Origin of the sequence: Mycetocola saprophilus (assembly GCF_000718085.1) — a bacterium.
Lineage (GTDB): Bacteria > Actinomycetota > Actinomycetes > Actinomycetales > Microbacteriaceae > Mycetocola > Mycetocola saprophilus.
The window spans coordinates 153,181-174,763 of the sequence record NZ_JOEC01000001.1; the positions used below are offsets into that span (position 1 = coordinate 153,181).

Genomic DNA, 21,583 nt, shown 5'->3' on the forward strand with positions numbered 1-21,583 from the left:
GGGAGCGATTGCGCGGAAAACGCCGATCGCCCGGTTGATCACCGCCAACCTACCAAGAATGGTGGGTGTGGTGGGGAACAGCCGGGCGATTTGGCGTATTTGGAGACCCGCTAGCGCGGATCGCGGGGGCGCAGCCAGCGCTCCAGCACGATCGATCCGTCCTGCCAGGGCAGCAGGATCCAGACGATCAGGTAGGTCAGGATTCCGATCCCGGGGAGCAGGAACGCCAGCAGGGTGCCGATTCGCACCGCGGCGGGGTTCCAGTTGAAGCGGGTCGCGATGCCGGCGCAGATTCCGCCAAACATGCGGTCGGGTCCGCGCCGGACGGTGCTCTTGCGCAGCACGTCGAAGAAGCCGTTCATTATTTTGCTCCCGTTGAGTTGCGGGCATTGCGGACAACCATGCCGATTCCGCAGCCCACCAGGACCGCGCCGGCGGCGGTGACCACGGCGAAGGCCAGGGTGATCGGATCCACCGAAATGTCCCAGACGTTCCGGGCCACCAGCAGCACCCCGAAGGCCAGGAGCAGCATGCCCCAGACGATGGTGAATGCGCGCGGCGTGCGGTTGATCGGGGCCTCCACCCGGGTGCCCACGGCCACCGGTGTTCCGGTCGGATAGGCGGCGGGCGGAACATAGGGGTAGTTCGGGGTCGCCGTGTGCGGGCCCGGGTAGGTGGCGGTGGGGATGCCGTCCTGAGCGGGCGCGGGCGTTGACTGCGGGTACGCGGCGGTGGGGATTGCGTCTTCCGCGGGTGTGGTCTGCGGGTACGCGGCGGTGGGGATTGCGTCCTCCGCGAGCGTGGCTTGGGGATACGCGGCGGTGGCGCTCTCGTCCCGAGCGGGTGCGTCGCTGGTGGTCTCATCGGCGCTCGTGGGCGTCACCTGATGTGCGTCGGCGGGGACATCTTCCGGGCTCTCCCGCTGCGCCTCGGCCACCAGATCCTCGATCCGCAGCTCCTTCTCGGGCTCGCTGTTGTGCCCGTTCTTGTCCGGGGTGTTCGTGGACACTAGTGTGCTCCCTTGCTGATAGCGGGTGCCGCGGCGCTGTCGCCGACGACTCGGGGTTTGTCGGTGACCGTGACGTTACTGAACGCGCCACGGATTTCCAGGATGATCTGCGGGCCGTCTTCGGAGTTCGGGCCGAAGCCGGCGGAGTTGTCGAACCAGATTCCGCCGCGCTTGTTATCCACGCTGCCACCGGTGATCTTCGAGGCAGCGAGGGCCAGGGACGTATCCACCGAGACTCGCACGTCGTTCGGGACGTATACCCGCAGGTCGGACATCGCGACGTTCACCGGGACGGTGATCGGTCCGCTGCTGTCCAAATCCCTGATTCGAGAGAGATCGATGGTCCCCGAGGCGGCGGCGATGGCGTAGCCGTCTCCGGCCTCGGCGGTGGTGCCGGGGATGAAGGTGGCCGAGGTCGCGGCGGCCCAGTTAAGGCTCTGCCCGCCAAACGAGGTGAACAGCCCGCCGATCAGCGCAAACATCGCCATCCAGCCGAGGAACCCACCGTGCCGGCCGCGGATTCCGCTGATCAGCACGCCGAGTGCGAAGACGGACGCGGCCACGCCCAGGGCAATCGCCACGGCGCTTCCGTTGAAACCGTAACCGGCGATCGTGGAGACTCCGAGCACCGCGGCACCGGCCAGGAACGCCAGCCCGGTGCAGAGCAGTCCGGTTGCGGCACCCGGGCCCAGAACGCGCGGCCGCGGCGGCCGGGCGGCGTGGGGGACGTGCGGCGGGTGCGGGGCGCGGACACCCTGCGGGTTACGGGTGGTCTGCGGCGCGGGACGAGCAGGCTGAGCGGGTTGAGCGGGTTGAGCGGGCTCGGCCGGCACCGAAAACTCCGTGGCCGGTTCGGGTGCCGCGGCGCTCGCATTCCCATGCAGTTCGTCTACCGACAGGGGCGCGGCGGCCGGTGCCGGTGCCGCTGCCTGTCCCGGTGCGCCGAAGGGTGCGGGCGCGGTGGCCGGTTCCTGGGCCGGGGCCACGAAGGGCGCGGGGTATCCGGACGAGGTACCGGACGGGGTTCCGGTCGGGTCTCCGCTGGGGGAGCCACCATCCGGGTAGCGTCGATCATCGGGCCCGGGGGTGGGCGGCGTGCTGCCACCCTGCGAGCCGCCACCGGTCTGACGCGTGATGAAAAACACCGTGGCACCGATGATCAGGGCCAGCACAACCAGCGAGGAGAGCCAGGAGTTACGGCCCCAGTCCCAGGGGGAGAAGGATCCCACCTGAATGTTCAGCAGTCCGACGCCGCCGACAATCACCGCGCCGGTCATCCCCGCCGCCCATCGTCCGTGGCGCAGGGCCTCGGCGTGAATGTAGCCGTTGCGGTCGGGCAGGAAGGCCCAGGCCAGGCCGTAGAGGAAGGGACCGATGCCCGTGAAGATGCTGAGCACCACGATGAAACCGCGGACCAGGATGGGATCGATGCCCATGCGCTGGGCGAGACCACCCGCGACGCCACCGAGCCAGGAGGACTCGGAGCGAATGATGCGGGTGTCGCGGATGCTGTCAAAGAAGCCGCGGTTGGGCCGGGCTGGGCCGGAGCGTTCGGAATCGGTGGTGTTCATACCTTCAGTGTGGTGCGGGGAAGGCACGGTCCGCTATGGGGGCCTACCCTGATAAAACCCTGAGCCTGATGGGGGAGCGTCCGGGGTTGCCCGGATTTCCGGCGCTGCAGGTGGTCGCTTGCGCGTGGGCGTGCTTGTATGGACCCATGCGTCTTCCCCTGGTCAGAACCCGATCCCGTGCGATCGCGGGTGTGTGCGCGGGTCTTGCCCGGCACCTGAACCTGCCCGTGGTCTGGGTACGGGCGGCCATGGTGGTGCTGACCCTCTTTGGCGGTGCCGGTGCGATGCTGTACGCCTGGCTCTGGCTGCTGGTTCCCAGCGAGGACGACGTGGACCGCGCCGCCGACCGCAACTTCAATCCGCGAAACGTGGCCGAGAATTTCGCCCGCAACGTGGCCCCGTGGCTCCGCACGCGCCCGGCCGATCCCGGACAGGCACCTCCGACCCCATTTGGTCCCGGTACGTTCGACCCCGAGTCCGGGGCGACATCGGGACGTCCGGGTCGCCCGGCAGCCCCCGGGTCGGTGCCCCCGCCCGGTGCCTCGGACGCCCCCGCTCCCGCGGGCACCGACGGGCGTCCCTGGCGACAGTGGAAGATGGGCCTGCCGGAGATCGCCGTGGGCGTGGTGCTGCTGGGGATCGCGGTGGCGATTCTGCTGGAGATGGTGGGCGTCCACATCAACTGGCAAACCTGGCTGCCCGCGATCGCGATTGTGACCGGCGTGGGGCTCACCTGGATCCAGCTGGATACCGGGTCCCCGGGACGCCGGGCCGGAGCCCGGGGTTCCTCGGGCGCGCTGCGCCTGATTGCCGGAATCGCCCTGGTGGTGATCGGCATCCTGATCCTGATCACCGGCGCGGTGGACCAGGTCCTGATCGGACAAACCCTGCTGGCCACCTTCGCTATTCTCTGCGGATTGGCGGTGGTCCTGGCCCCCTGGGTCGTGAAGTACTGGCGCGAGCTGGGCGCCGAACGCGCGGCCCGAGCCCGCGAATCCGAGCGCGCGGACATCGCCGCGCACCTGCACGACTCGGTCCTGCAAACCCTCGCGCTGATCCAGAACCGTGCCGACAGCCCCGCCGATGTGCGCCGGCTGGCGCGCGCCCAGGAGCGGGAGCTGCGCGCGTGGATCAGTTCGGATCAGCCCGATCCCGGCGGCAGCATCGCCGAGCGCCTGCGCGGAATCGTCGCGGAAATCGAGGACGGCTACGGGCGCAAAATCGAGATCGTCACCGTGGGTGACACCGAACACTCGGATCGCCTGGAACCGCTGCTGGCGGCGACCCGTGAGGCGATCCAGAACGCCGCCAAACACGCGACCGGCACGATTTCGGTCTATCTTGAAGTGGGTGCCGGCGCGTGCGAGGTGTTTGTGCGCGACCGCGGACCGGGTTTCGACCCGGACCAGGTGCCCGAGGACCGCCACGGCGTCCGCGACTCGATCCTGGGCCGGATGACCCGGCACGGCGGCACCGCGACCCTGCGCAACACCGGGCAGGGAACCGAGGTGGCCCTGCGGATGCCGCTGCCCGATCTACCAAAGGAACACGTATGAGCGAGCACGAACCCCAGAATCTCCGGGTTGTCCTGGTGGACGATCACGCGATCTTCAGGTCGGGCCTGCGCGGCGCGCTCGCCGCGGACATTGAGGTGGTGGCCGAGGCGGCCACCGTGGAACAGGCGATCACCGCGATCCATGACACCCTCCCGGCCGTGGTCCTGCTCGACGTGCACCTGCCCGGAGGCCGGGGAGGGGGCGGAGCCGAGGTCATCGTGGGATGCGCGGACCTGCTGGCCCACACCCGGTTCTTGGCGCTCAGCGTCTCCGATCAGGCCGAGGATGTGGTGACCGTGATCCGTGCCGGAGCCCGCGGCTACGTCACCAAAACCATCGACGCCGACGAACTCAACGACGCGATCCGCCGAGTAGCCGCGGGAGACGCCGCATTCTCCCCGCGCCTGGCGGGGTTTGTACTGGATGCGTTCGGTACCCAGAACGTCGCCCAGATCGATGATGAGCTGGACAAACTCTCGGCCCGCGAGCTCGAGGTTATGCGGCTGATCGCCCGCGGTTACTCCTATAAGGAGGTCGCCGCCGACCTGTTCATCTCCACCAAGACGGTGGAGTCCCACGTGTCGGCGGTGCTGCGCAAGCTTCAGCTGTCGAATCGGCACGAACTATCGCGCTGGGCCGTGGACCGACGGATCCTCTAGCGGAAGCTAGTCGGTCAGCAGCTCGGGGGCACCCACGCGGAGGTCGAAGGCTCCGGCGAACTGCGCGTCAAACTCCTGCACCGATCCGCCGATGCTGTGCGCGATGAACTCGGTGGCGCGCGGTCCAACCTGGTCGATCAGGGCCTGAATGACCTGGGCCACGGCACCGGGAAGCCCGGCCTCATCGGCACCGTTGAACACCACGACGTACTCCACGTCGTCGCCGAAGGACACCTCGGCGTCCTCGCTCAGCACGGTTTCGTTGGCGGTGACCTGGAAGAACCAGCCGGGGATCCGCTCGGCACCGGTGGGCAGCACACCCTCCTCGGGACGGTGCGCGGCGAGAGTTGCCTCGAGGTCCTCGGAGTACAGGTATTCGGCCACAAACAGCGGCGGCAGCACCCCGGAAACCTCGAGTTCGGGCTCGGCGTCGGCCACAATCTCGAACGCGGGAGAGTCCGCGGCTGCGAACTCCTCAAAACCGGGCTCGGGGGTGAAGTTCTGCGGGTTTTCGGCGCTAGTCATGCGCCCAGTTTAGCGGGTTAGGGCAGGACGTATCCGCCCTGGGACTCCATCGCCAGCCCGTCGGCGAGGAGCCCGGCAAGGGCCCGATCCAGCTGGACCCGGTCCTCCCAGAGCCCTATAATCTCGGCATCGGTGACCGGCAGGTGCGCGGCCCGAAGCTCGCGCAGAATCAGCCCGCGGACCTGCCGATCACTACCCGCATAGGTCTTCTGCACGGCCTTGGTGGGGCCGAAGTATTCGGGCGAGCCGGCCTGGACCCAGGCGCACGCGTCCCGGATCGGACACACGTCACACCGCGGCGAACGCGCCGTACAGACAACCTGTCCCAGCTCCATGATCGCCACGTTAAAGGCGCGGGCCGCCTCGCGATCCTCGGGCAGCAGCGCGGCCATATCGGCCAGGTCCGCGGCGGCGCGGGGCGGGCCGGGTTCGGCCTGGGCATGGATCGCGCGGGCAATGACCCGGCGACCGTTAGTGTCAATCACCGGATGACGATCCCCATAGGCAAAGACCGCCACCGCTCGGGCCGTATAGTCGCCCACGCCGGTCAAAGCGAGCAGGGTGGGGACATCCCGCGGCACGATTCCGTCGTGCTGCTCGGTAATCTGCACGGCGGCCCGGTGGAGCCACAGCGCCCGGCGCGGATAGCCGAGGTTGGCCCAGGCGCGCACGGCCTCCCCGGAGGGGGACGCCGCCAGATCGGCGGGGGTCGGCCAGCGCTCCAGCCACTCGGCGAGGCGCGGAATGACCCGGGCCACCGGGGTTTGCTGCAGCATAAACTCCGACACCAGGGTGCCCCAGGCCGGGAAATCGTCTTCGCGCCAGGGGAGGGCGCGGCCCTCCCGGGCGAACCAGTCGATCAGCGCCCGGGGAATGTCGGTGGTGTTCATCGATTCCAGCGTAGCCGGGCGGCCCGATACGTTGTGAACCGGGCACCCGATGCCGATGAATATGGGAGGATGGAGGCTGGTTTTATACGGCGGTGTGGCGAGGAGATTTTGGTGAGTTCAGGCATTGTGCTGGTGGATAAGTCCGGCGGGATGACCAGCCACGACGTGGTCGCGCGCACCCGACGTCTCGCGGGCACCCGCAAGGTTGGCCACGCCGGAACCCTGGATCCGATGGCCACCGGCCTGCTGATTCTTGGCATCAACTCGGCCACGCGCCTGCTCACCTACGTGGTGGGTCTGGACAAGGAGTACTACGCCACGATCGTGCTGGGATCCTCCACCACCACCGATGACGCCGAGGGGGACACCGTGGAAACCGCGGCCCCCGAGACCGTGTCTGCGGTGACCGAGGAGGCCATCGCGGCGGGCATCGAGGTGCTCCGCGGCGACATCCTGCAGGTACCCACCCAGGTATCGGCGATCAAGGTGGACGGTAAGCGCGCCTACGACCTGGTGCGCTCGGGGGAGACCGTCGAGCTCAAGGCTCGTCCGGTCACCATCTCGGCCTTCGAGGTGCTGGAAACCCGTCGCCTGGGGGACCGGATCGAGTTGGATGTGCGGGTCGAGTGCTCCTCGGGCACCTACATTCGAGCCCTCGCCCGGGACCTTGGCAACGACCTGGGTGTCGGGGGACATCTGAGCGCCCTGCGCCGCACCCGGATCGGACCGTTCTCGGTGGCCGATGCGGTGACCCTCGAAGACCTGGATCCCGCCGCCCGGCTGATCTCCTCGGCCGCCGCCGCCAAGACCCTGTTCCCGCACGTCACCCTGGATGCCCAGCGCGCGATCGATCTGGGCCACGGTAAGAAGATCGGGATCGAAGGCTTCCCCGCGGACGTTTCCGGCCCGATTGCCGCGCTGACCCCGAATGGCGCGCTGATCGGCCTGGTGCAGGCGGGCAAAAACAGCGCCCGTTCGCTGGTCAACTTCCCCTCGGACGAGGCGCAGGTGGCACCGGCCGCTGCCGCTGCAGCCGTCGCACCGCACGCTGCAGCCGCCGCTGCCGCTCCCGCCGAGACCGCTGCCGCCGCCGCAGATTCCGCCGAGGCTCAGGCATGATCACCTGGCTGACCTACGGCATCACCGGGATCGCCGCGCTCGCGGGCCTGATGTGTGTGGTGATGGGCCTGCTCGGCCGCAAACCCAGCGACCTGAGCCTCGGCTCCGCCGCACTGGTGGAGCTCCTGCTGCTGGTTCAGCTCGTGGTGGCGATCATCGCCCCTGCCACCGGCAACAACATCTATGGCGACCCGATCGAGTTCTACGCGTATCTGATCTGCGCGCTGATCATCCCCGCCGCCGCGGTGTTCTGGGGGCTGCTGGATCGCACCCGCTGGTCCACGGTCATCGTCGGAGTCGGGCTGCTCGCGGTGTCGGTGATGGTCATCCGGATGGAGGTCATCTGGACCACGGTGGCCGCCTAACCCACAGGAAACCAACCCTCTCACCATGCCCGCGTGCGAAACGCCTGTCATCTCGTTCCGACCACTGCCGGAGTGTGAGACGAAGGGGCATAGAATTGGCTTCGACATGAACAGCACCGATCCCGCCGCCCAGAACCCCACAGCCTCCTCCTCGTCCACGCGAGATGCCGCCCCGCGAATCAGCGGCGTGGGCCGAGTCCTCGTAGCGGTCTACGGCATTCTCGCCCTGGCGGCGACCGGACGCTCGGTCACCCAGATCATCGGCAAGTTCGATCAGGCACCGCTGGCCTATACGCTTTCGGCGCTCGCCGCGGTGGTCTACATCCTGGCCACGGTCGCCCTGATCGTCCCCGGTGCCACCTGGCGCAAAATTGCCTGGATTACAATCGGCTTCGAAATGGTTGGGGTCATCGTGATTGGTCTCCTCTCGATTTTTGATTCGGCCCTGTTCCCGCACGACACCGTGTGGTCCTACTTCGGTCGCGGCTACGGCTTTGTGCCGCTGGTCCTGCCCGCGCTCGGCCTGTTCTGGCTGGCCAAGCAGAAGGGAAAGCGCGCGTGAGGGTTTTCCGCGACCTGACCGAGGTTCCCCTGGACTTTGGCCCGAGTGCCGTGACCATCGGCAAGTTTGACGGCGTCCACGCCGGTCACCGCGGCGTGATCGAGGGTCTGCGTGGAATTGCCGAGGAGCGCGGTTTGCGCTCGGTGGTGGTCACCTTCGACCGTCACCCGCTGCACGTGATCGCCCCGGGCCAGGCCCCCACCGCCCTGACCGGGATCGACCAGAAGCTGGACCTGCTGGCCGAAACCGGGATCGATGCGGTCCTGGTACTCACCTTCGACCGGCTGCTCTCGGCGCTCGAGCCCGAGTCGTTTGTGCGCTCGATCCTGTGCGCGACCCTCGATGCCAAGGTTGTTCTGGCCGGGGATGATTTCCGCTACGGACACCGCGGCGCGGGGGATGTGGCCTCGCTCACCGAGCAGGGCAAGATCGAGGGCTTCGAGGTTGTGGCCATCGATGATGTGATGCCGCGGGAGGGCCGTCGCGCCTCGTCAACGTGGATCCGTGAGCTGCTGGCCGACGGCCGGGTGGACGCCGCCGCCGATCTGCTGGGTCACTACCCGAGTGTGCGCGGAACCGTGGTCCACGGGGCCAAGCGCGGCCGCGAGCTGGGCTTCCCGACCGCCAACCTCTCGCCCGAATCCACCGGCTACATCCCCGCCGACGGCGTCTATGCGGGCTGGCTCACCAGCGAGGGTGAACGCTATGCGGCGGCAATCTCGGTGGGTAATAACCCAACCTTTGACGGCGTGCCGCAGAAGCAGGTGGAGGCGTTCCTGCTGGATCAGGACATCGACCTGTACGACCGCGAGGTTGAGGTGTGCTTCGTGGAACGGGTACGCGGAATGGTTGCCTATGCGGGCATCGATCCGCTGATCGCGCAGATGCATGACGACGTGGTGCGGGTGCGCGAAATCCTGGACGTCCCCGCTCCATAGCAAACCTTCGGAATACACACTGCTGGATAACGGTTGTTGAGTTTATGATGATCTTGACGAAGGGACACCATCATGGGACTCAAGACCACCCTGCTGACCATCACCGGGATGCGTGACACGTACTGCGTGAACAAGATCCTGCGCGAGTTTGAGGCGCTGGATGGCGTCACCGCCGAGGTAGACCTCGTCTCCGGCCGTGCCCGCGTGCACGCCTCCGAAGACACCGACCAGGGTGCCCTCGTAACCGCGGTCTCCAACGCCGGCTATTCCGCCGCGGTGGTCGCCGCCTAGTTACCTCGTTCGAATCTAGATATCCCGGCACTCACTGAGTGCCGGGATATCGACGTTAACCGGTGTGGTGCCGGTCCTAATCCAAATACCCCAGGAACAGACCCGGCTCCGACCACAGCAGCGAGCCGCCGGCCCCGGACACCAGGTGCCGCTGGGCACCGGGAATGCGGTGGGTGAGGGTGTCGCCGTGGTCGGGGGAGTGGACCTCGTCGCGGTCGCCGAACCACACATGCACGGGGATGTCGATCTGGTCCAGGGGGAGACGCCACGGGCTCATCGCCAGGATGGTGTCGGCGGCATATCCATGGGCACCGCCGGCGAAGGATTCGGCGAGGGTGCGGCGGTAGAGCGCGCGGAAATCCTCGTCGCCGTAGACCTCGGCATCCGCCGCGGAAATCTCGGACATGACGTATTCCCACATCAGCTCGGGGGTGAAGCGGGCAAAGTGGGCGCGGACGGTTTCGGGTTCGCGGCCCACCGAGTCGATCAGGGTCACCATCTCCTCGGGCAGCATCCCGGTAATCAGCGGGTGCGCGACCTCGTCGGAGGGGGATACCAGGTTGAGCGAGGACACCGCGCCGGTCGCTGCCAGGGCCAGCGCAAACGGTGCCCCCTGGGAGTTGGCGATCAGCGGGATCCGGCCCAGTCCCAGTGCACTGAGCAGGTAGCGCAGGTCCTCGGCCACGCTGGTCAGAGACTTATCGGGGTCGTGGTCGGAGGCACCGAGGCCCGGACGATCCACCGAGATCAGCCGGATTGCCCGTTCGCTCAGCAGCTCGGCACCGAAGTTCATCGCGCGACCACTGGCCGCTCCTGGGATGAACAGCACCGGGGTTCCATCGGGGGTTCCATATTCGGCGAAGCCGAGGGCCCGGCCATCCGGAAGAAAAATCTCTCCGAGGCGGGCCGAAACTATGTCTGAGGTATTCACCCTCTCAGCTTATGGGCGCGAACCCCGACACGACGTGGTGCCGCGTCGGGTTCGCTGGAGGCGCACACGCTGCCCTCGTTCGCCACCGGCATCGCGCTCGCAACCGGCACCAACCAGGCGCACACGCTAGGCGCTGAGCACCAGGCTGCGATAGAACTCGATGCCCTCAAGCCAGGTGGATACCCGGATCCGCTCGTTCACCGCGTGCAGACCGGCGCGCTCATCGGCGCTCATCCGGAACGGCGTGGTGCGATAGACGTTCGGGGAGATCCGGGCGTAGTAGCGGGAATCGCTGGCCCCGAGCATCACGTACGGGGAGACCGTGGCATCCGGGGCGGCGACGGCAAAGGCGGACACAATACGCTCCCAGCCCGGTCCGGAGGAGGGGGACACGGGGGAGGGATCGTGGAACTCAGCCACCCTCAGCTCCACCTCGGGATCGTTGATAATCCGGTTCAGCCGGCGCACGGTCGCCGCCACACTCGATCCCACGGCCACCCGCACGTTCAGGGTCGCGGTGGCCCGCTCGGGCAGCGCGTTGGCGGCCGACGCCCCGGAAAGCTGGGTGGTGACGGTGGTGGTGCGCACCAGTGCGGCGGTTTCGGCCCCGAGCCGGGGGAGAACCTTTGCCAGCAGCGGGGCCAGCAGATCGACGTTTTTGGCGACCCAGGGCAGCGGCGCGGCCGAGCGCGGCCCCAGTGTGCGCAGCAGATCTTTGGCCGGGCGGGAGAGTCGCCCGGGGAAGGGCGACCGATTGACCCGGGTGATCGCCCGCGCCAGTCGCGCGGTTGCGGGGAAGGGCGGCGGGGTGGACGCGTGACCGCCCACCTGCGCGACGCTCAGCGTGATCGTCGCCAGGCCCTTCTCGGTGGTGCCCACGAGCGCGGCCGGTCCCCGCAATCCGGGCAGCACATCCTCGATCACCGCGCCACCCTCATCGATCACCAGTCCGGGCACAACCCCGCGGGATTCCAGCAGCTCAACCGTGGCCCGCGCCCCGGCCCCGGTGGTCTCCTCGTTGTGCCCAAAGCTCAGGTAGAGGTCGTGTGCGGGGGTGAATCCCGATTCGATCGCGTGCTCCACGGCCTCGAGGATCGCGACCACCGCGCCCTTATCATCCAGGGTGCCCCGGCCCCACAGCACCCGGTCCTCGCCGGTTCCGGTGATCTCGGCGGCAAAGGGCGGATGGGTCCACTCGGGTTCGTTTTCGCCCACGTTGACCGAGACCACATCGTAGTGTCCCATCAGCACGGTCGGGTTTTCGGGGGAGGCACCGGGCCAGCGCAGCAGCAGCGAGTAGCCGCCGATTTTCTCGCGTTCGAGGGTGCCGAACACCCGTGGGTACAGCTCCTCCAGCGTGGTGAGGAACGTATCAAACGCATCCCAGTCGATCAGGGTTTCATCCAACCGGCCCACCGTGGGGATGCGCAGCAGCGCGCGAAAACGGTCCAGGGATGCATCACCGAATCGAGGGTTCATTGGTGCAGTATAGTGCGGTCCCGCGAGCCCCGGCGGGACGGATCGCGCGGTAAAACCGAAGCGCCACGCGAAAAGGGGAGGAAATCGCGGGCATGAATATCGTAGAATGTTTCCGCGCCCGCCGTTTATCCGGCTTCGGTTCCGGTGTCTATCACCGCGAGAACCCCGAGTCGAGGCAGCAATCACCCGGCCGGCGCAGTATCGGACCCGGCATTTGCCCGGGTACTGGAGCGCTCAGGAGGAGCATGCCAAACACCGGTCAGCGCCGTTCACCCGGCCGATCCGCACACCGCGCCGCGGGCGCACGCGGAACCGCAGCCCGTAAGTCGTCGCGCAATCAGGTCTCGCGCCACGACGAGGAAGCCCCGATCATCCCGATCCTCGCCCGCAAGGTGCGCGAGGTCGAGGCGAAGGCCCAGAAGGGAAAGGTTGGCCCGACCAACCGGGTGAAGTTCCAGGTCATCGCCTTCCTGGTGCGCGAGGAACGCGCCCGGGTTAAGGGATCCACCGAGATGTCCGAGAGCATGCGCACCGAGCTGCTTAAGCGCCTGGATGGCGTGGCCACGATTCTTGCCAAGACCGCCGCCCGTGACACCTCGCTGATCACGCTGCTGGAGGCCGACGCCGCCACCAGCCCGGTGGCACAGAAGATGCGCCGCGACTGGCTGCTGGAATCCGGTGCCGAACTCAGCCCCGAAGAGCTGATCATCACCACCCAGGCCCCCGAGCCCGAGCAGATCATCCCCGCCGAGCTCGCGCAGAAGCAGGTCGTGCCGATCCAGGTGAAGGCGCGCCAGCGCTCCAACCCGTTCCTCGCCCCCAATCTGACCCCGGCCCCGGCCGAGCGTTCCACCCGTGGACGCCTGGACAGCTGGGAGCTGATGGGTCCGCTGTATAAGTCGTTTGAGACCGGTGCCGGTGGTGCCTCGGCGTGCATGCCCCTGCCGGATGCCCCGAAGATCGACCGTCTGGCCCCGCCCGGACGCGAGATCATGAAGCACCAGGCCCGCTTCGTGGAGGCCGTCAAGCGCGGTCAGCGTTCGATTCTGCTGGCCGATGAGCCGGGTCTCGGCAAGACCGCGCAGTCGCTGCTGGCAGCCTCGGTCGCCCAGGCATACCCGCTGCTCGTGGTGGTTCCCAACGTGGTCAAGATGAACTGGGCCCGCGAGGTCGAGCGCTGGACCCCCGGTCGCCGCGCCACGGTGATCTACGGTGACGGACGCGACATCGACGCGTTTGCCGACATCTTCATCGTCAACTACGAGGTCCTGGACCGTCACCTGGCCTGGCTGAGCACCCTCGGGTTCCGCGGCATGGTGGTGGATGAGGCGCACTTCATCAAGAACCTGCACTCGCAGCGCTCGCAGCACGTGCTCTCCCTGGCCCGTCGGATTCGCGCCAACACCCCCGGTGGCAAGCCGCTGCTGATGGCGCTGACCGGAACCCCGCTGATCAACGACGTGGCCGACTTCAACGCGATCTGGCAGTTCCTCGGCTGGACCACCGGCGATAAGCCCGGACCCGAGCTGATGGCCAAGCTTGAGGAAAACGGGCTGACCCCGGCGGACTCGGGCTTCTATCCCGAGGCTCGCAATGCGGTCATCGACCTGGGTATTGTGCGCCGCAAGAAGATCGACGTGGCCGCCGACCTGCCCTCGAAGATGATCGCCGATATCCCGGTTGAGCTCGACGATGAGGCCGGGCGTTCGATCCGCGACGCCGAGCGCGAGCTGGGTCAGCGCCTGCTGGCCAAGTACAACCGCATCATCGAGGCCCGTCCCGACCGGGCCGGGCGCCCGAGCGGTCCCGACCTCGACATCATGCGCCTGGTTGCCCAGGGCGAGCTCGAGGAGTCCAAGGCCGCCGGTGGGGGCGAAAACGTCTTCACGATGGTGCGCCGGATCGGTCAGGCGAAGGCTCAGCTGGCCGCCGACTACACCGCGCAGCTCGCGCACTCGGTGGGCAAGGTGGTGTTCTTCGCCAAGCACATCGACGTCATGGACACCGCCGAGCGCGTGCTGGCCGGACGCGACCTGCGTACCGTGTCGATCCGCGGAGATCAGAGCACCCAGGCCCGTCAGGAAGCCATCGACGCGTTCAACAACGACCCCGGTGTCTCGGTGATCGTGTGTTCGCTGACCGCCGCCGGCGTGGGTGTCAACCTGCAGGCAGCCTCCAACGTGGTGCTCGCCGAGCTCTCCTGGACCGCCGCCGAGCAGACCCAGGCGATCGACCGCGTGCACCGCATCGGTCAGGACGAGCCGGTCACCGCCTGGCGGATCATCGCCGCGCACACCATCGACTCGAAGATCGCCGAGCTGATCGACTCGAAGCAGGGCCTCGCGGCCCGCGCGCTCGACGGCAGCGACCAGGCGATCGAGTCCAGCGACTCGGTGCAGCTCAACGCGCTGATCTCGGTGCTGCGGGACGCGATTGTGGCGAGCGGAAAATGAGTTCCGACCGCTACGGTCGCGGCTCCAAGCGCGAACCCACCTTCACCCGTCCGGCGCTCGCGCCGGGACTGCTGGCGGCCATCGTGATGATGGCCACGGTGGCGCTGCTGGATTCGGATCTGTACTACATCGTGCGCTTCGTGGTGTGTATTCTCACCGCGATCGTCGCGTTCTATTCGATCCGCGCCGGCCGAGCCTGGTGGCTGATTGGGCTGGTGCCGCTGCTGGTCTTTGTGAACCCGATCATTCCGCTGCCCACCTGGCCGGTTGAGGTACCCACGGATCTGATCTTCTCGCTGACCCTGTTGTTCCCGCTGGTGCTGATCGGTGCCGCGGTCACCCTCAAGGTGCCGGACATTCAGGAAGAAGCCCGTCGCGGACGCTAGCCCGCAACCACAAACGCCCCGGTTCTGCCGGGGCGTTTGTGTATCCTAGTCCGTCCACTCGATGGCGTCCCAGAGCCGCCACAGGGCGGGGGCTCGCTCGGGGGTGAGGGCGATGGCCCAGTTGATCCGCCCGAGCAGGTGCGCGCGAAAGTGTGGGTGCCGGTCACGGTTTTGAGCCTCGGGACCGGTGCGGGCGCAGTTGCGCAGGATCGCGCGTAGCCGATCATAGGCGTGCCGATCCATCGCCGGATGCTCGTTCACCACGATCCCGGTGACCCGCTGGCTCGTTCCGCGTGGACGCACCCGGGTTTTGCGGGGGTTGATCCGCTGGCCCGAATCGGTCACGATCGCCTCGATCCCGCGGATGAACGCATCTGAGCGGGCAGCCAAGCGGGGACCGCCGCTGAAGGTCAGGTCGTCGGCGTACCGGGTGTAGCGGGCCCCACGGCATCTGCCCAGCCGGTGAGCCGCTCATCCAGCCGGTGCATCGCCAGATTCGCCAGCAGCGGCGAGGTGGGGGCACCCTGTGGGAGGTGGGGGATCCGCAGTGCCGCCGCGAGCGCCTGCCTTTCATCGGGCTCGCCTCCGGGTGGCATCGCGCGAATCACCGCGGGCGGGACCGCGTGGGTCCCCAGCGCGGCGAGGACCGGTACCAGCGCCTCACCCCAGCCCTGTCGGCGCAGCCCGGCGTGGATCTGGCCGCGGGTGACCCGGGCGAAAAACGTGGTGAGGTCCATTCCGATCACCACGTGTGATCCGGCATGGAGTGCCGCTCCGGTGATCGCCGACCGGCCGGGCACAAACCCGTGGGCCGCCGGGTGCACCGGCAGATCGGCGTAGACCTCGGCGATCAGCTGCCGGTGAAGCGTCATCAGCCGCCGCCCGGGGACCTCCAGGAGCCGCGGAACCCGTCCCGGCCGGCTGCGCCATTCATACCGGTAGTGGTTCAGGCGTGTGCCGGGGGCCAGCCGGTTCCACCCGCGCAGATCGGCGAACCAGTCCAGCTCGCCCGCGTCGAGGCCCAGCAGCCGGGCGAGCTCGGCGGGGGTGTCGGGACGACGGCTCGCGGGTTCCTCCGCGAAAACCTCAGCCCCGGATGGGGCAGGGCGTTCGCCGACGGCCACGGTGCCGAGTGCGGTAGGCATCTCATACAGGGCGTGCCGGACCAGGACGAGGTGTCGGCCCTCGGCGCTCGCCCGCTCGGCGGCGGCGGTGAGTTCGGCGCTCTGGGCGATCCAGCGTCCGAGTTCCCGGGGACGGTCGAACGGCACCCGCGGGTACGCGGCCAGCACGGCGGACACCAGGCCCGGCAGCCAGCGACGACGGGCTCCGAGCACGTCCGCACCGGCGGCGATCAGCGCCGGTCGCGTCCAGCCGACTCCGAATGCGGGATCCCGGTCTCGCGTGGGGTCCGCGCCTTGCGGAGCGTCTTGGTTTCGGGTGGGGGCCGGGCCTGATGCCGCTTTCCGGTCTCCGGTGGGGTCCGAGCCTTGCGCCGGGTCCCGGTCGCGAGCGGGTTTCGGATACGCTGCCTCCAGGAACGCGGCGGCCAGCGAATCGGCCACCGCGGCGAGCGAGGGCGCGGGGGTGTGTCCGGCACGCGTACCCATCAAGATCCGCCGCTAATAGGGGCCCGTTCGGCGGCGGCGCGGGAAAGTGATCGACCGGTTGATGCGGCCGTGTGCGGGGCGACGCGAAGCGTCGGGAGGCACTCGGGGCGCGGAGTCCTACTCGGTTTGCGGTCCCCGGGGTTACCCCGGAGCGGAACGGTCCCATCCATGATGAGCCCTCCCGTTCTCGACCGATTCCCCGCGCTGCCGCCGGGGTGTGTACAGGCTAGCCGGTGGTGGCAAGCCGAACAAGGGGAACCATCAAACACGGCGGGGTGCCCACATTCCGTGGGCACCCCGCCGGGAGGCGTGAATCGGGCTCGCTAGGCGCCGAGGCGCGACTTGACCTCGATCAGCGAGGGGTTGGTGGCGGCGGTGCCGTCGGGGAAGATCAGGGTCGGCACGGTCTGGTTGCCGCCGTTGAGTTCGGCGACGAGTTCCGCGGTGCCCGGGACCTCCTCGATGTTGATCTCCTGATAGCCGATTCCGGCCGAGGTGAGCTGGGTCTTCAGACGCTGGCAGTATCCGCACCAGGACGTCGAAAACATGGTGACCTGGCCGGCTTCGGGTGTGTAATCCATGCCCCGATTCTAACCCCGCATGCGCCATGCACAGATTCCCAATCGTCACCCCCCGGTGCCCCGGGTTGCGGCAAACCGATACGCTCGATGTGAGGGCAACAGGGTGTTGACCTCACCGACCCGCCGTTGGGCCAGCACCCTCGGGCACCGGGTCAAACTATTGCGCGCAAGGGAAGTGATTCGATGAGAATTGGTGTGCTCACCAGCGGTGGCGACTGCCCCGGACTCAACGCCGTGATTCGCGGAGCGGTACTCAAGGGCACCGCCGTCCACGGCCAGGAGTTCCTGGGGATTCGTGACGGATGGCGTGGCCTGGTTGAGGGCGATGTTTATCCCCTGACCCGCCATGACGTACGCGGCCTTTCCAAGCAGGGTGGCACCGTTCTCGGCACCAGCCGCACCAACCCCTTCGATGGCCCCAACGGCGGTCCCGAAAACATTCGTGTCACCATGGACCGTCTGGGCATGGACGCGGTTATCGCGATCGGCGGCGAGGGCACCCTGGCCGCGGCCAAGCGTCTGACCGACGCCGGTCTGAACATCGTGGGTGTGCCCAAGACCATTGACAACGACCTCGACGCCACCGACTACTCATTCGGATTTGATACCGCCGTGGAGATCGCCACCGAGGCCATCGACCGCCTGCGCACCACCGGTGACTCGCACCGTCGCTGCATGGTGGTTGAGGTTATGGGTCGTCACGTGGGCTGGATCGCGCTGCACTCCGGCATGGCCGCGGGCGCTCACGCGATCCTGATGCCCGAGCAGCCGCAGTCGATCGATCAGATTGTCGCGTGGGTAGAATCCGCCAATAACCGTGGCCGTGCGCCGATCGTGGTGGTGTCCGAGGGGTTCACCCTGGACACCATGGAGACCGCACACTCGGAAAAGGGCCTGGACGCCTTCAACCGTCCGCGCCTGGGCGGTATCGCCGACGTGCTCGCCCCGATCATCGAGGAGCGCACCGGCATCGAAACCCGAGCCACCGTTCTCGGCCACATCCAGCGCGGCGGCGTGCCCAGCGCGTATGACCGCGTCCTGGCGACCCGCCTGGGAATGGCCGCAATCGACTCGGCCGTGGCCAAGCAGTGGGGCACCATGATCGCCCTGCGCGGCACCGAGCTCGTGCACGTTCCCTTCCAGGACGCCCTGGGCGGTTTGAAGACCGTGCCGCAGGACCGCTACGACGAGGCCGCAATCCTCTTCGGATAGCCCCTCGGGGCGCGTCAGCCGGGCACTCTCCGCCCGAGCGCCCCTCCCGAACACGAAGCGGGCCCGGAAACCAGATGGTTTCCGGGCCTGCTTTATGTGGAGCCGTCGGTCGCGCCGACCCGTTGGTGCTTACTCGTGGTCTGCCAGTCCCAGCACATCGAGGATCCAGGCAAGTTCAAACGCGCGCTCACGCCAGGAGTTGTATCGTCCGGTGACGCCACCGTGCCCGGCCGACATTTCGGTTTTGAGCAGCACCGGCGCCTCAACCTCGCGCAGGCGGGCGACCCACTTGGCCGGTTCGACGTAGAGCACTCGCGTGTCGTTGAGGCTCGTGATCGCCAGGATTCGCGGATAGGTGACGTCGGTGCGGATGTTCTCGTAGGGCGAGTACTCCTTCATATACCGGTAGACCTCGGGGGCGTGCAGTGGGTTTCCCCACTCGTCCCACTCGATGACGGTGAGCGGCAGGTCGGGGTCGAGGATCGACGTCAGCGGGTCCACAAACGGGACGCTGGCCAATACCCCGGCGAAAAGCTCGGGGGCCAGGTTGGCGATGGCACCCATCAGCAGACCACCGGCGCTACCACCCTCGGCGACCAGGCGATCCGGCGTGGTGTAGCCGTGATCGATGAGGTGCTTGGCGCTGGCGACGAAGTCGGTAAACGTATTCTTCTTGGTCAGCGTCTTGCCGTTTTCGTACCAGGCTCGACCCAGCTCGCCGCCACCCCGGACATGGGCGATGGCGAAGGTGACCCCGCGATCCAGCAGCGAGAGGCGCGCCACCGAGAAGGACGGATCCATGCTGGCCTCATAGGAGCCATAACCGTAGAGTTCCAGCGGCCCGGGCACCCGGTGCCCCGGCGCAGCTTCGGCATTGGCATTGGACGCAGCTTCGGCATTGGTACCGGACGCAGCTTCGGCATTGGCATCGGACGCAGCCTCGGCATTGGCGCTTGCACTGGCGCTGGGGGCGCTCGCCGCGTGTCCACGCTTCCAGACCAGCGAGATCGGGATGCGGGTACCGTCCTCGGCGATGGCCCACTCGCGCGCCTGCTGATAGTCGGCCGGATCGTAACTACCAAGAACAGGCTGACGCTTGAGCACGCGGATTTCCCCGGAGACAACGTCCAGCTCGGACACGGTCGAGGGGGTCACCAGCGATCCGTATCCCAGACGCAGCGTGGGCTGGTCCCACTCGGGATTCGAGCCGGTGTGCACGGTGTAGAGCGGCTCGTCGAATTCGATTTCGCGCGGCTCGATGGTGGCCAGGGTGGTGTCCGGGGTGATCGCGGCGACCGCGACCCGGGCCAGTCCCTCACGCCGGTATTCAACCGCCAGGAAGGAGGAGAAGACCGCCACGGATTCCAGCCGGACATCTTCTCGGTGGGGGAGCACCACGGTGGCCGATTCGGGGGATGCTGCCGCGAGCGATCCGGAAGACGGCCCGATGGCGGAGACGGGGACCGCCACCAGCTCAAAGTTTTGTGCCCCGGCATTGTGGGTGATCAGCAGGATGTCCTCGCCGCCGATCACCGCGTGCTCCACCTCGTATTCCACGCCGTCGCGGCGCGGCCAGATGACCTCGGGAGTGGATCCAGCAGCCTCGTCTCGCACCAGCAGCCATTCGGAAGTGATCGAAGATCCGGCGGCGATCAGCAGGAACTTGCCGCTCTGAGACAGGCCCGCGCCCACCCAGAAGCGCTCGTCGGGTTCGTGAAACACCTGCTCGTCGGTGGCGCCGGCACCGAGGGTGTGGCGCCAGAGGGTATCCGGACGCCAGCTCTCGTCGACGGTGGTGTAGTAGACCCGACGCCCGTCCGCCGAGAAGAACGCGCCCCCAAAGGTGTTCTCGATGGTGTCGGGCAGCTCACGGATCTCTCCGGACGCACCTGCACCGGCACCCAGCCCGCGCAGATCCCGGAACCGCAGCGTATAGCGCTCATCCCCGGAGATATCGACCCCATACAGCAGGCTGTTGCCGTCCTGGGAGACGTCGAAGGATCCGATCGAGAAGAACTCATGGCCCTCGGCCAGCACGTTGCCATCCAGCAGGATCTGCTCGCCGGGCACGGGATGGGCGGGATCCAGCTCGGGCGGGGTCCAGTCCTCGGGCCCGGCGATGGGGGCACGGCAGTGCAGCGCATACTGGCTGTCCTCGACGCTGCGGGAGTAGTACCACCAGCTGCCCTCACGGGTGGGAACCGAGAGATCGGTTTCCAGCGTGCGCCCCTTGATCTCGCCGAAGATGCGCTCGCGCAGGTTTTCGAGGTGTGCGGTGTGCTCCTCGGTGTAGGCGTTCTCGGCCTCGAGGTGAGCGAGAACCTGCGGATCTTCCTTCTCGCGGAGCCACTCATAGCTGTCGATCACGGTGTCGCCGTGATGGGTGCGTTCGATGGGGCGCTGCTCGGCGCGGGGTGCGGATGCGGATGTCGAAACCATATTCATACGCTATCGCTGACGGCTTCGGAAATGACCCGAGGGAGCCGAACCTGTGGAATTTCGCTCAGCGCTGAACGCCTGTGGAGGAGGGGCGAAATGCTTGGCGAGGGTGGGGGCCGAGGGGTAAATTCGGGATATGACCCAGTATCCAGTGCATCCCCTGAACGATGGCCACCGCCTGCCCGCGATCGGGTTCGGAACCTATCCGCTGACCGGACCGGAGGGGGTCGAATCGATCGCCGAGGCGCTCCGGATCGGCTACCGCATGTTGGACACCGCGGTGAACTATAACAACGAGGAGACCGTGGGGGAGGCCCTGCGAGTGTCCGGCGTCGCCCGTCGCGACATCACCCTCACCAGCAAGCTTCCGGGTCGTGATCACGGATTCGATGGGACCCTGCGCTCATTCGACGGCACCCTCGAACGCCTCGGCGTGGACAAGCTCGACCTCTACCTCATCCACTGGCCCAACCCCAGCGTGGATCGGTTTGTCGACACCTGGAAGGCGATGATCCGCCTGCGCGAGGAGGGCCGTGTGTCCTCGATCGGTGTGTCCAACTTCACCCCCGAGTTCCTGACCCGTCTGCTGGCCGAGACCGGCGTGCTGCCCGCGGTCAACCAGGTCGAGCTGCACCCCTATTTCCCGCAGGAGGCGCTGCTGGACTTCCACCGCGAACACGGCATTGTGACCGAGGCGTGGAGCCCGCTGGGTAAACGCGCCAAGCCGCATGAGGAGGCAGTGATCGGCGAGATCGCGACCAAGCACGGGGTGACCCCGGCCCAGGCGGTGCTGCGCTGGCACCTGGAGCGCGGCGTGGTTCCGATCCCCAAGTCCTCGTCTCCCGGGCGCCAGCGGGAAAACTTCGATGTGTTCGGATTCACCCTGGATGAGGCGGACATCTCGGCCATCACCGCGCTGGGTAAGCCCGATGGGCGACTCTTTGACGGTGATCCCAACACGCACGAGGAGATGTAACCGCACGAACTCCCCGGGGCATCCGCGACAA

Annotated in this window: 22 protein-coding genes; 11 read left to right on the forward strand and 11 right to left on the reverse strand. The window is 67.5% G+C overall.

Going from position 1 to position 21,583, the window contains the following annotated elements; translation table 11 throughout:
* Window positions 1–110: 110 nt before the first annotated feature.
* The 3 genes from IE92_RS0100675 to IE92_RS0100685 are packed head-to-tail and all read right to left on the reverse strand — an operon-like array spanning window position 111 to window position 2,580.
* A complete protein-coding gene (locus IE92_RS0100675) occupies window positions 111–362 on the reverse strand; it encodes a PspC domain-containing protein (protein WP_030142953.1) in 252 nt (83 codons plus the stop codon).
* Window positions 362–1,009 (reverse strand): hypothetical protein, encoded by a 648-nt coding sequence (locus tag IE92_RS0100680; protein ID WP_030142954.1) that lies wholly within the window; start codon window positions 1,007–1,009, stop codon window positions 362–364. Before IE92_RS0100680 ends, IE92_RS0100675 begins: the two co-directional genes overlap by 1 nt.
* Window positions 1,009–2,580: a PspC domain-containing protein gene (locus IE92_RS0100685; RefSeq protein ID WP_030142955.1), complete on the reverse strand. Its 1,572-nt coding sequence runs from the start codon at window positions 2,578–2,580 to the stop codon at window positions 1,009–1,011. Before IE92_RS0100685 ends, IE92_RS0100680 begins: the two co-directional genes overlap by 1 nt.
* Before the next feature lie 146 nt (window positions 2,581–2,726).
* Between IE92_RS0100685 and IE92_RS0100690 the strand changes: the two genes are divergently transcribed.
* Both IE92_RS0100690 and IE92_RS0100695 read left to right on the forward strand, forming a co-directional pair.
* The gene (locus tag IE92_RS0100690; RefSeq protein ID WP_043321259.1) at window positions 2,727–4,136 is read left to right on the forward strand and encodes an ATP-binding protein; all 1,410 of its coding nucleotides are present in this window, start codon (window positions 2,727–2,729) and stop codon (window positions 4,134–4,136) included.
* The gene (locus IE92_RS0100695; RefSeq protein WP_030142957.1) at window positions 4,133–4,795 is read left to right on the forward strand and encodes a LuxR C-terminal-related transcriptional regulator; all 663 of its coding nucleotides are present in this window, start codon (window positions 4,133–4,135) and stop codon (window positions 4,793–4,795) included. The genes IE92_RS0100690 and IE92_RS0100695 overlap by 4 nt, the downstream gene beginning before the upstream one ends.
* Window positions 4,796–4,801: 6 nt before the next feature.
* On the opposite strand, the gene IE92_RS0100700 is transcribed toward IE92_RS0100695, so the two are convergent.
* Together IE92_RS0100700 and IE92_RS0100705 are read right to left on the reverse strand one after the other, a co-directional pair.
* Window positions 4,802–5,320: a hypothetical protein gene (locus IE92_RS0100700; protein WP_030142958.1), complete on the reverse strand. Its 519-nt coding sequence runs from the start codon at window positions 5,318–5,320 to the stop codon at window positions 4,802–4,804.
* Between the two features lie 17 nt (window positions 5,321–5,337).
* Window positions 5,338–6,210, reverse strand: a complete 873-nt coding sequence (locus tag IE92_RS0100705) for an HhH-GPD family protein (protein WP_030142959.1) — start codon at window positions 6,208–6,210, stop codon at window positions 5,338–5,340.
* Window positions 6,211–6,318: 108 nt separating this feature from the next.
* Here IE92_RS0100705 and truB point away from each other — a divergent pair, with 108 nt between their 5' ends.
* The 5 genes from truB to IE92_RS0100730 all read left to right on the forward strand — a co-directional run bounded on the left by truB (window position 6,319) and on the right by IE92_RS0100730 (window position 9,485).
* Window positions 6,319–7,329, forward strand: a complete 1,011-nt coding sequence (gene truB, locus IE92_RS0100710) for a tRNA pseudouridine(55) synthase TruB (protein WP_043321260.1) — start codon at window positions 6,319–6,321, stop codon at window positions 7,327–7,329.
* Window positions 7,326–7,694: a hypothetical protein gene (locus tag IE92_RS0100715; protein ID WP_030142961.1), complete on the forward strand. Its 369-nt coding sequence runs from the start codon at window positions 7,326–7,328 to the stop codon at window positions 7,692–7,694. The genes truB and IE92_RS0100715 overlap by 4 nt, the downstream gene beginning before the upstream one ends.
* A gap of 106 nt (window positions 7,695–7,800) precedes the next feature.
* Window positions 7,801–8,256: a membrane protein gene (locus tag IE92_RS0100720; protein WP_030142962.1), complete on the forward strand. Its 456-nt coding sequence runs from the start codon at window positions 7,801–7,803 to the stop codon at window positions 8,254–8,256.
* Window positions 8,253–9,194, forward strand: a complete 942-nt coding sequence (locus IE92_RS0100725; RefSeq protein ID WP_030142963.1) for a bifunctional riboflavin kinase/FAD synthetase — start codon at window positions 8,253–8,255, stop codon at window positions 9,192–9,194. Before IE92_RS0100720 ends, IE92_RS0100725 begins: the two co-directional genes overlap by 4 nt.
* Window positions 9,195–9,266: 72 nt before the next feature.
* Window positions 9,267–9,485, forward strand: coding sequence for a heavy-metal-associated domain-containing protein (locus tag IE92_RS0100730; RefSeq protein WP_051701442.1), 219 nt, complete (start codon window positions 9,267–9,269; stop codon window positions 9,483–9,485).
* Between the two features lie 76 nt (window positions 9,486–9,561).
* On the opposite strand, the gene IE92_RS0100735 is transcribed toward IE92_RS0100730, so the two are convergent.
* The gene (locus IE92_RS0100735) at window positions 9,562–10,416 is read right to left on the reverse strand and encodes an alpha/beta fold hydrolase (RefSeq protein ID WP_051701443.1); all 855 of its coding nucleotides are present in this window, start codon (window positions 10,414–10,416) and stop codon (window positions 9,562–9,564) included.
* Between the two features lie 126 nt (window positions 10,417–10,542).
* The gene (locus tag IE92_RS0100740) at window positions 10,543–11,895 is read right to left on the reverse strand and encodes a M20/M25/M40 family metallo-hydrolase (RefSeq protein WP_030142966.1); all 1,353 of its coding nucleotides are present in this window, start codon (window positions 11,893–11,895) and stop codon (window positions 10,543–10,545) included.
* 245 nt (window positions 11,896–12,140) lie between these two features.
* On the opposite strand from IE92_RS0100740, the gene IE92_RS0100745 reads away from it, so the two are divergent.
* Complete coding sequence (locus IE92_RS0100745) at window positions 12,141–14,348, forward strand: DEAD/DEAH box helicase (RefSeq protein WP_030142967.1); 2,208 nt, start codon at window positions 12,141–12,143, stop codon at window positions 14,346–14,348.
* Window positions 14,345–14,734 carry a DUF6804 family protein gene (locus IE92_RS0100750; RefSeq protein ID WP_030142968.1) on the forward strand — a complete coding sequence of 130 codons (390 nt, stop codon included), beginning with the start codon at window positions 14,345–14,347 and terminating at the stop codon, window positions 14,732–14,734. Before IE92_RS0100745 ends, IE92_RS0100750 begins: the two co-directional genes overlap by 4 nt.
* A gap of 45 nt (window positions 14,735–14,779) precedes the next feature.
* Here IE92_RS0100750 and IE92_RS17025 read toward each other — a convergent pair whose 3' ends face one another.
* The 3 genes from IE92_RS17025 to IE92_RS0100760 form a co-directional block, all read right to left on the reverse strand.
* Complete coding sequence (locus IE92_RS17025) at window positions 14,780–15,124, reverse strand: RNA-dependent RNA polymerase family protein (protein ID WP_051701444.1); 345 nt, start codon at window positions 15,122–15,124, stop codon at window positions 14,780–14,782.
* Window positions 15,125–15,144: 20 nt separating this feature from the next.
* Entirely contained in the window at window positions 15,145–16,344 is a 1,200-nt protein-coding gene (locus tag IE92_RS17030; RefSeq protein ID WP_051701445.1) for an RNA-dependent RNA polymerase family protein, read from the reverse strand.
* A 323-nt stretch (window positions 16,345–16,667) separates the two neighbouring features.
* Window positions 16,668–16,925, reverse strand: coding sequence for a glutaredoxin domain-containing protein (locus IE92_RS0100760; RefSeq protein WP_030142969.1), 258 nt, complete (start codon window positions 16,923–16,925; stop codon window positions 16,668–16,670).
* A 183-nt stretch (window positions 16,926–17,108) separates the two neighbouring features.
* Here IE92_RS0100760 and IE92_RS0100765 point away from each other — a divergent pair, with 183 nt between their 5' ends.
* Window positions 17,109–18,137, forward strand: a complete 1,029-nt coding sequence (locus IE92_RS0100765) for a 6-phosphofructokinase (RefSeq protein ID WP_030142970.1) — start codon at window positions 17,109–17,111, stop codon at window positions 18,135–18,137.
* 129 nt (window positions 18,138–18,266) lie between these two features.
* On the opposite strand, the gene IE92_RS18670 is transcribed toward IE92_RS0100765, so the two are convergent.
* Complete coding sequence (locus IE92_RS18670) at window positions 18,267–20,582, reverse strand: S9 family peptidase (protein WP_211250736.1); 2,316 nt, start codon at window positions 20,580–20,582, stop codon at window positions 18,267–18,269.
* A gap of 130 nt (window positions 20,583–20,712) precedes the next feature.
* Between IE92_RS18670 and IE92_RS0100775 the strand changes: the two genes are divergently transcribed.
* Complete coding sequence (locus IE92_RS0100775; RefSeq protein WP_030142972.1) at window positions 20,713–21,552, forward strand: aldo/keto reductase; 840 nt, start codon at window positions 20,713–20,715, stop codon at window positions 21,550–21,552.
* Window positions 21,553–21,583: the final 31 nt, after the last annotated feature.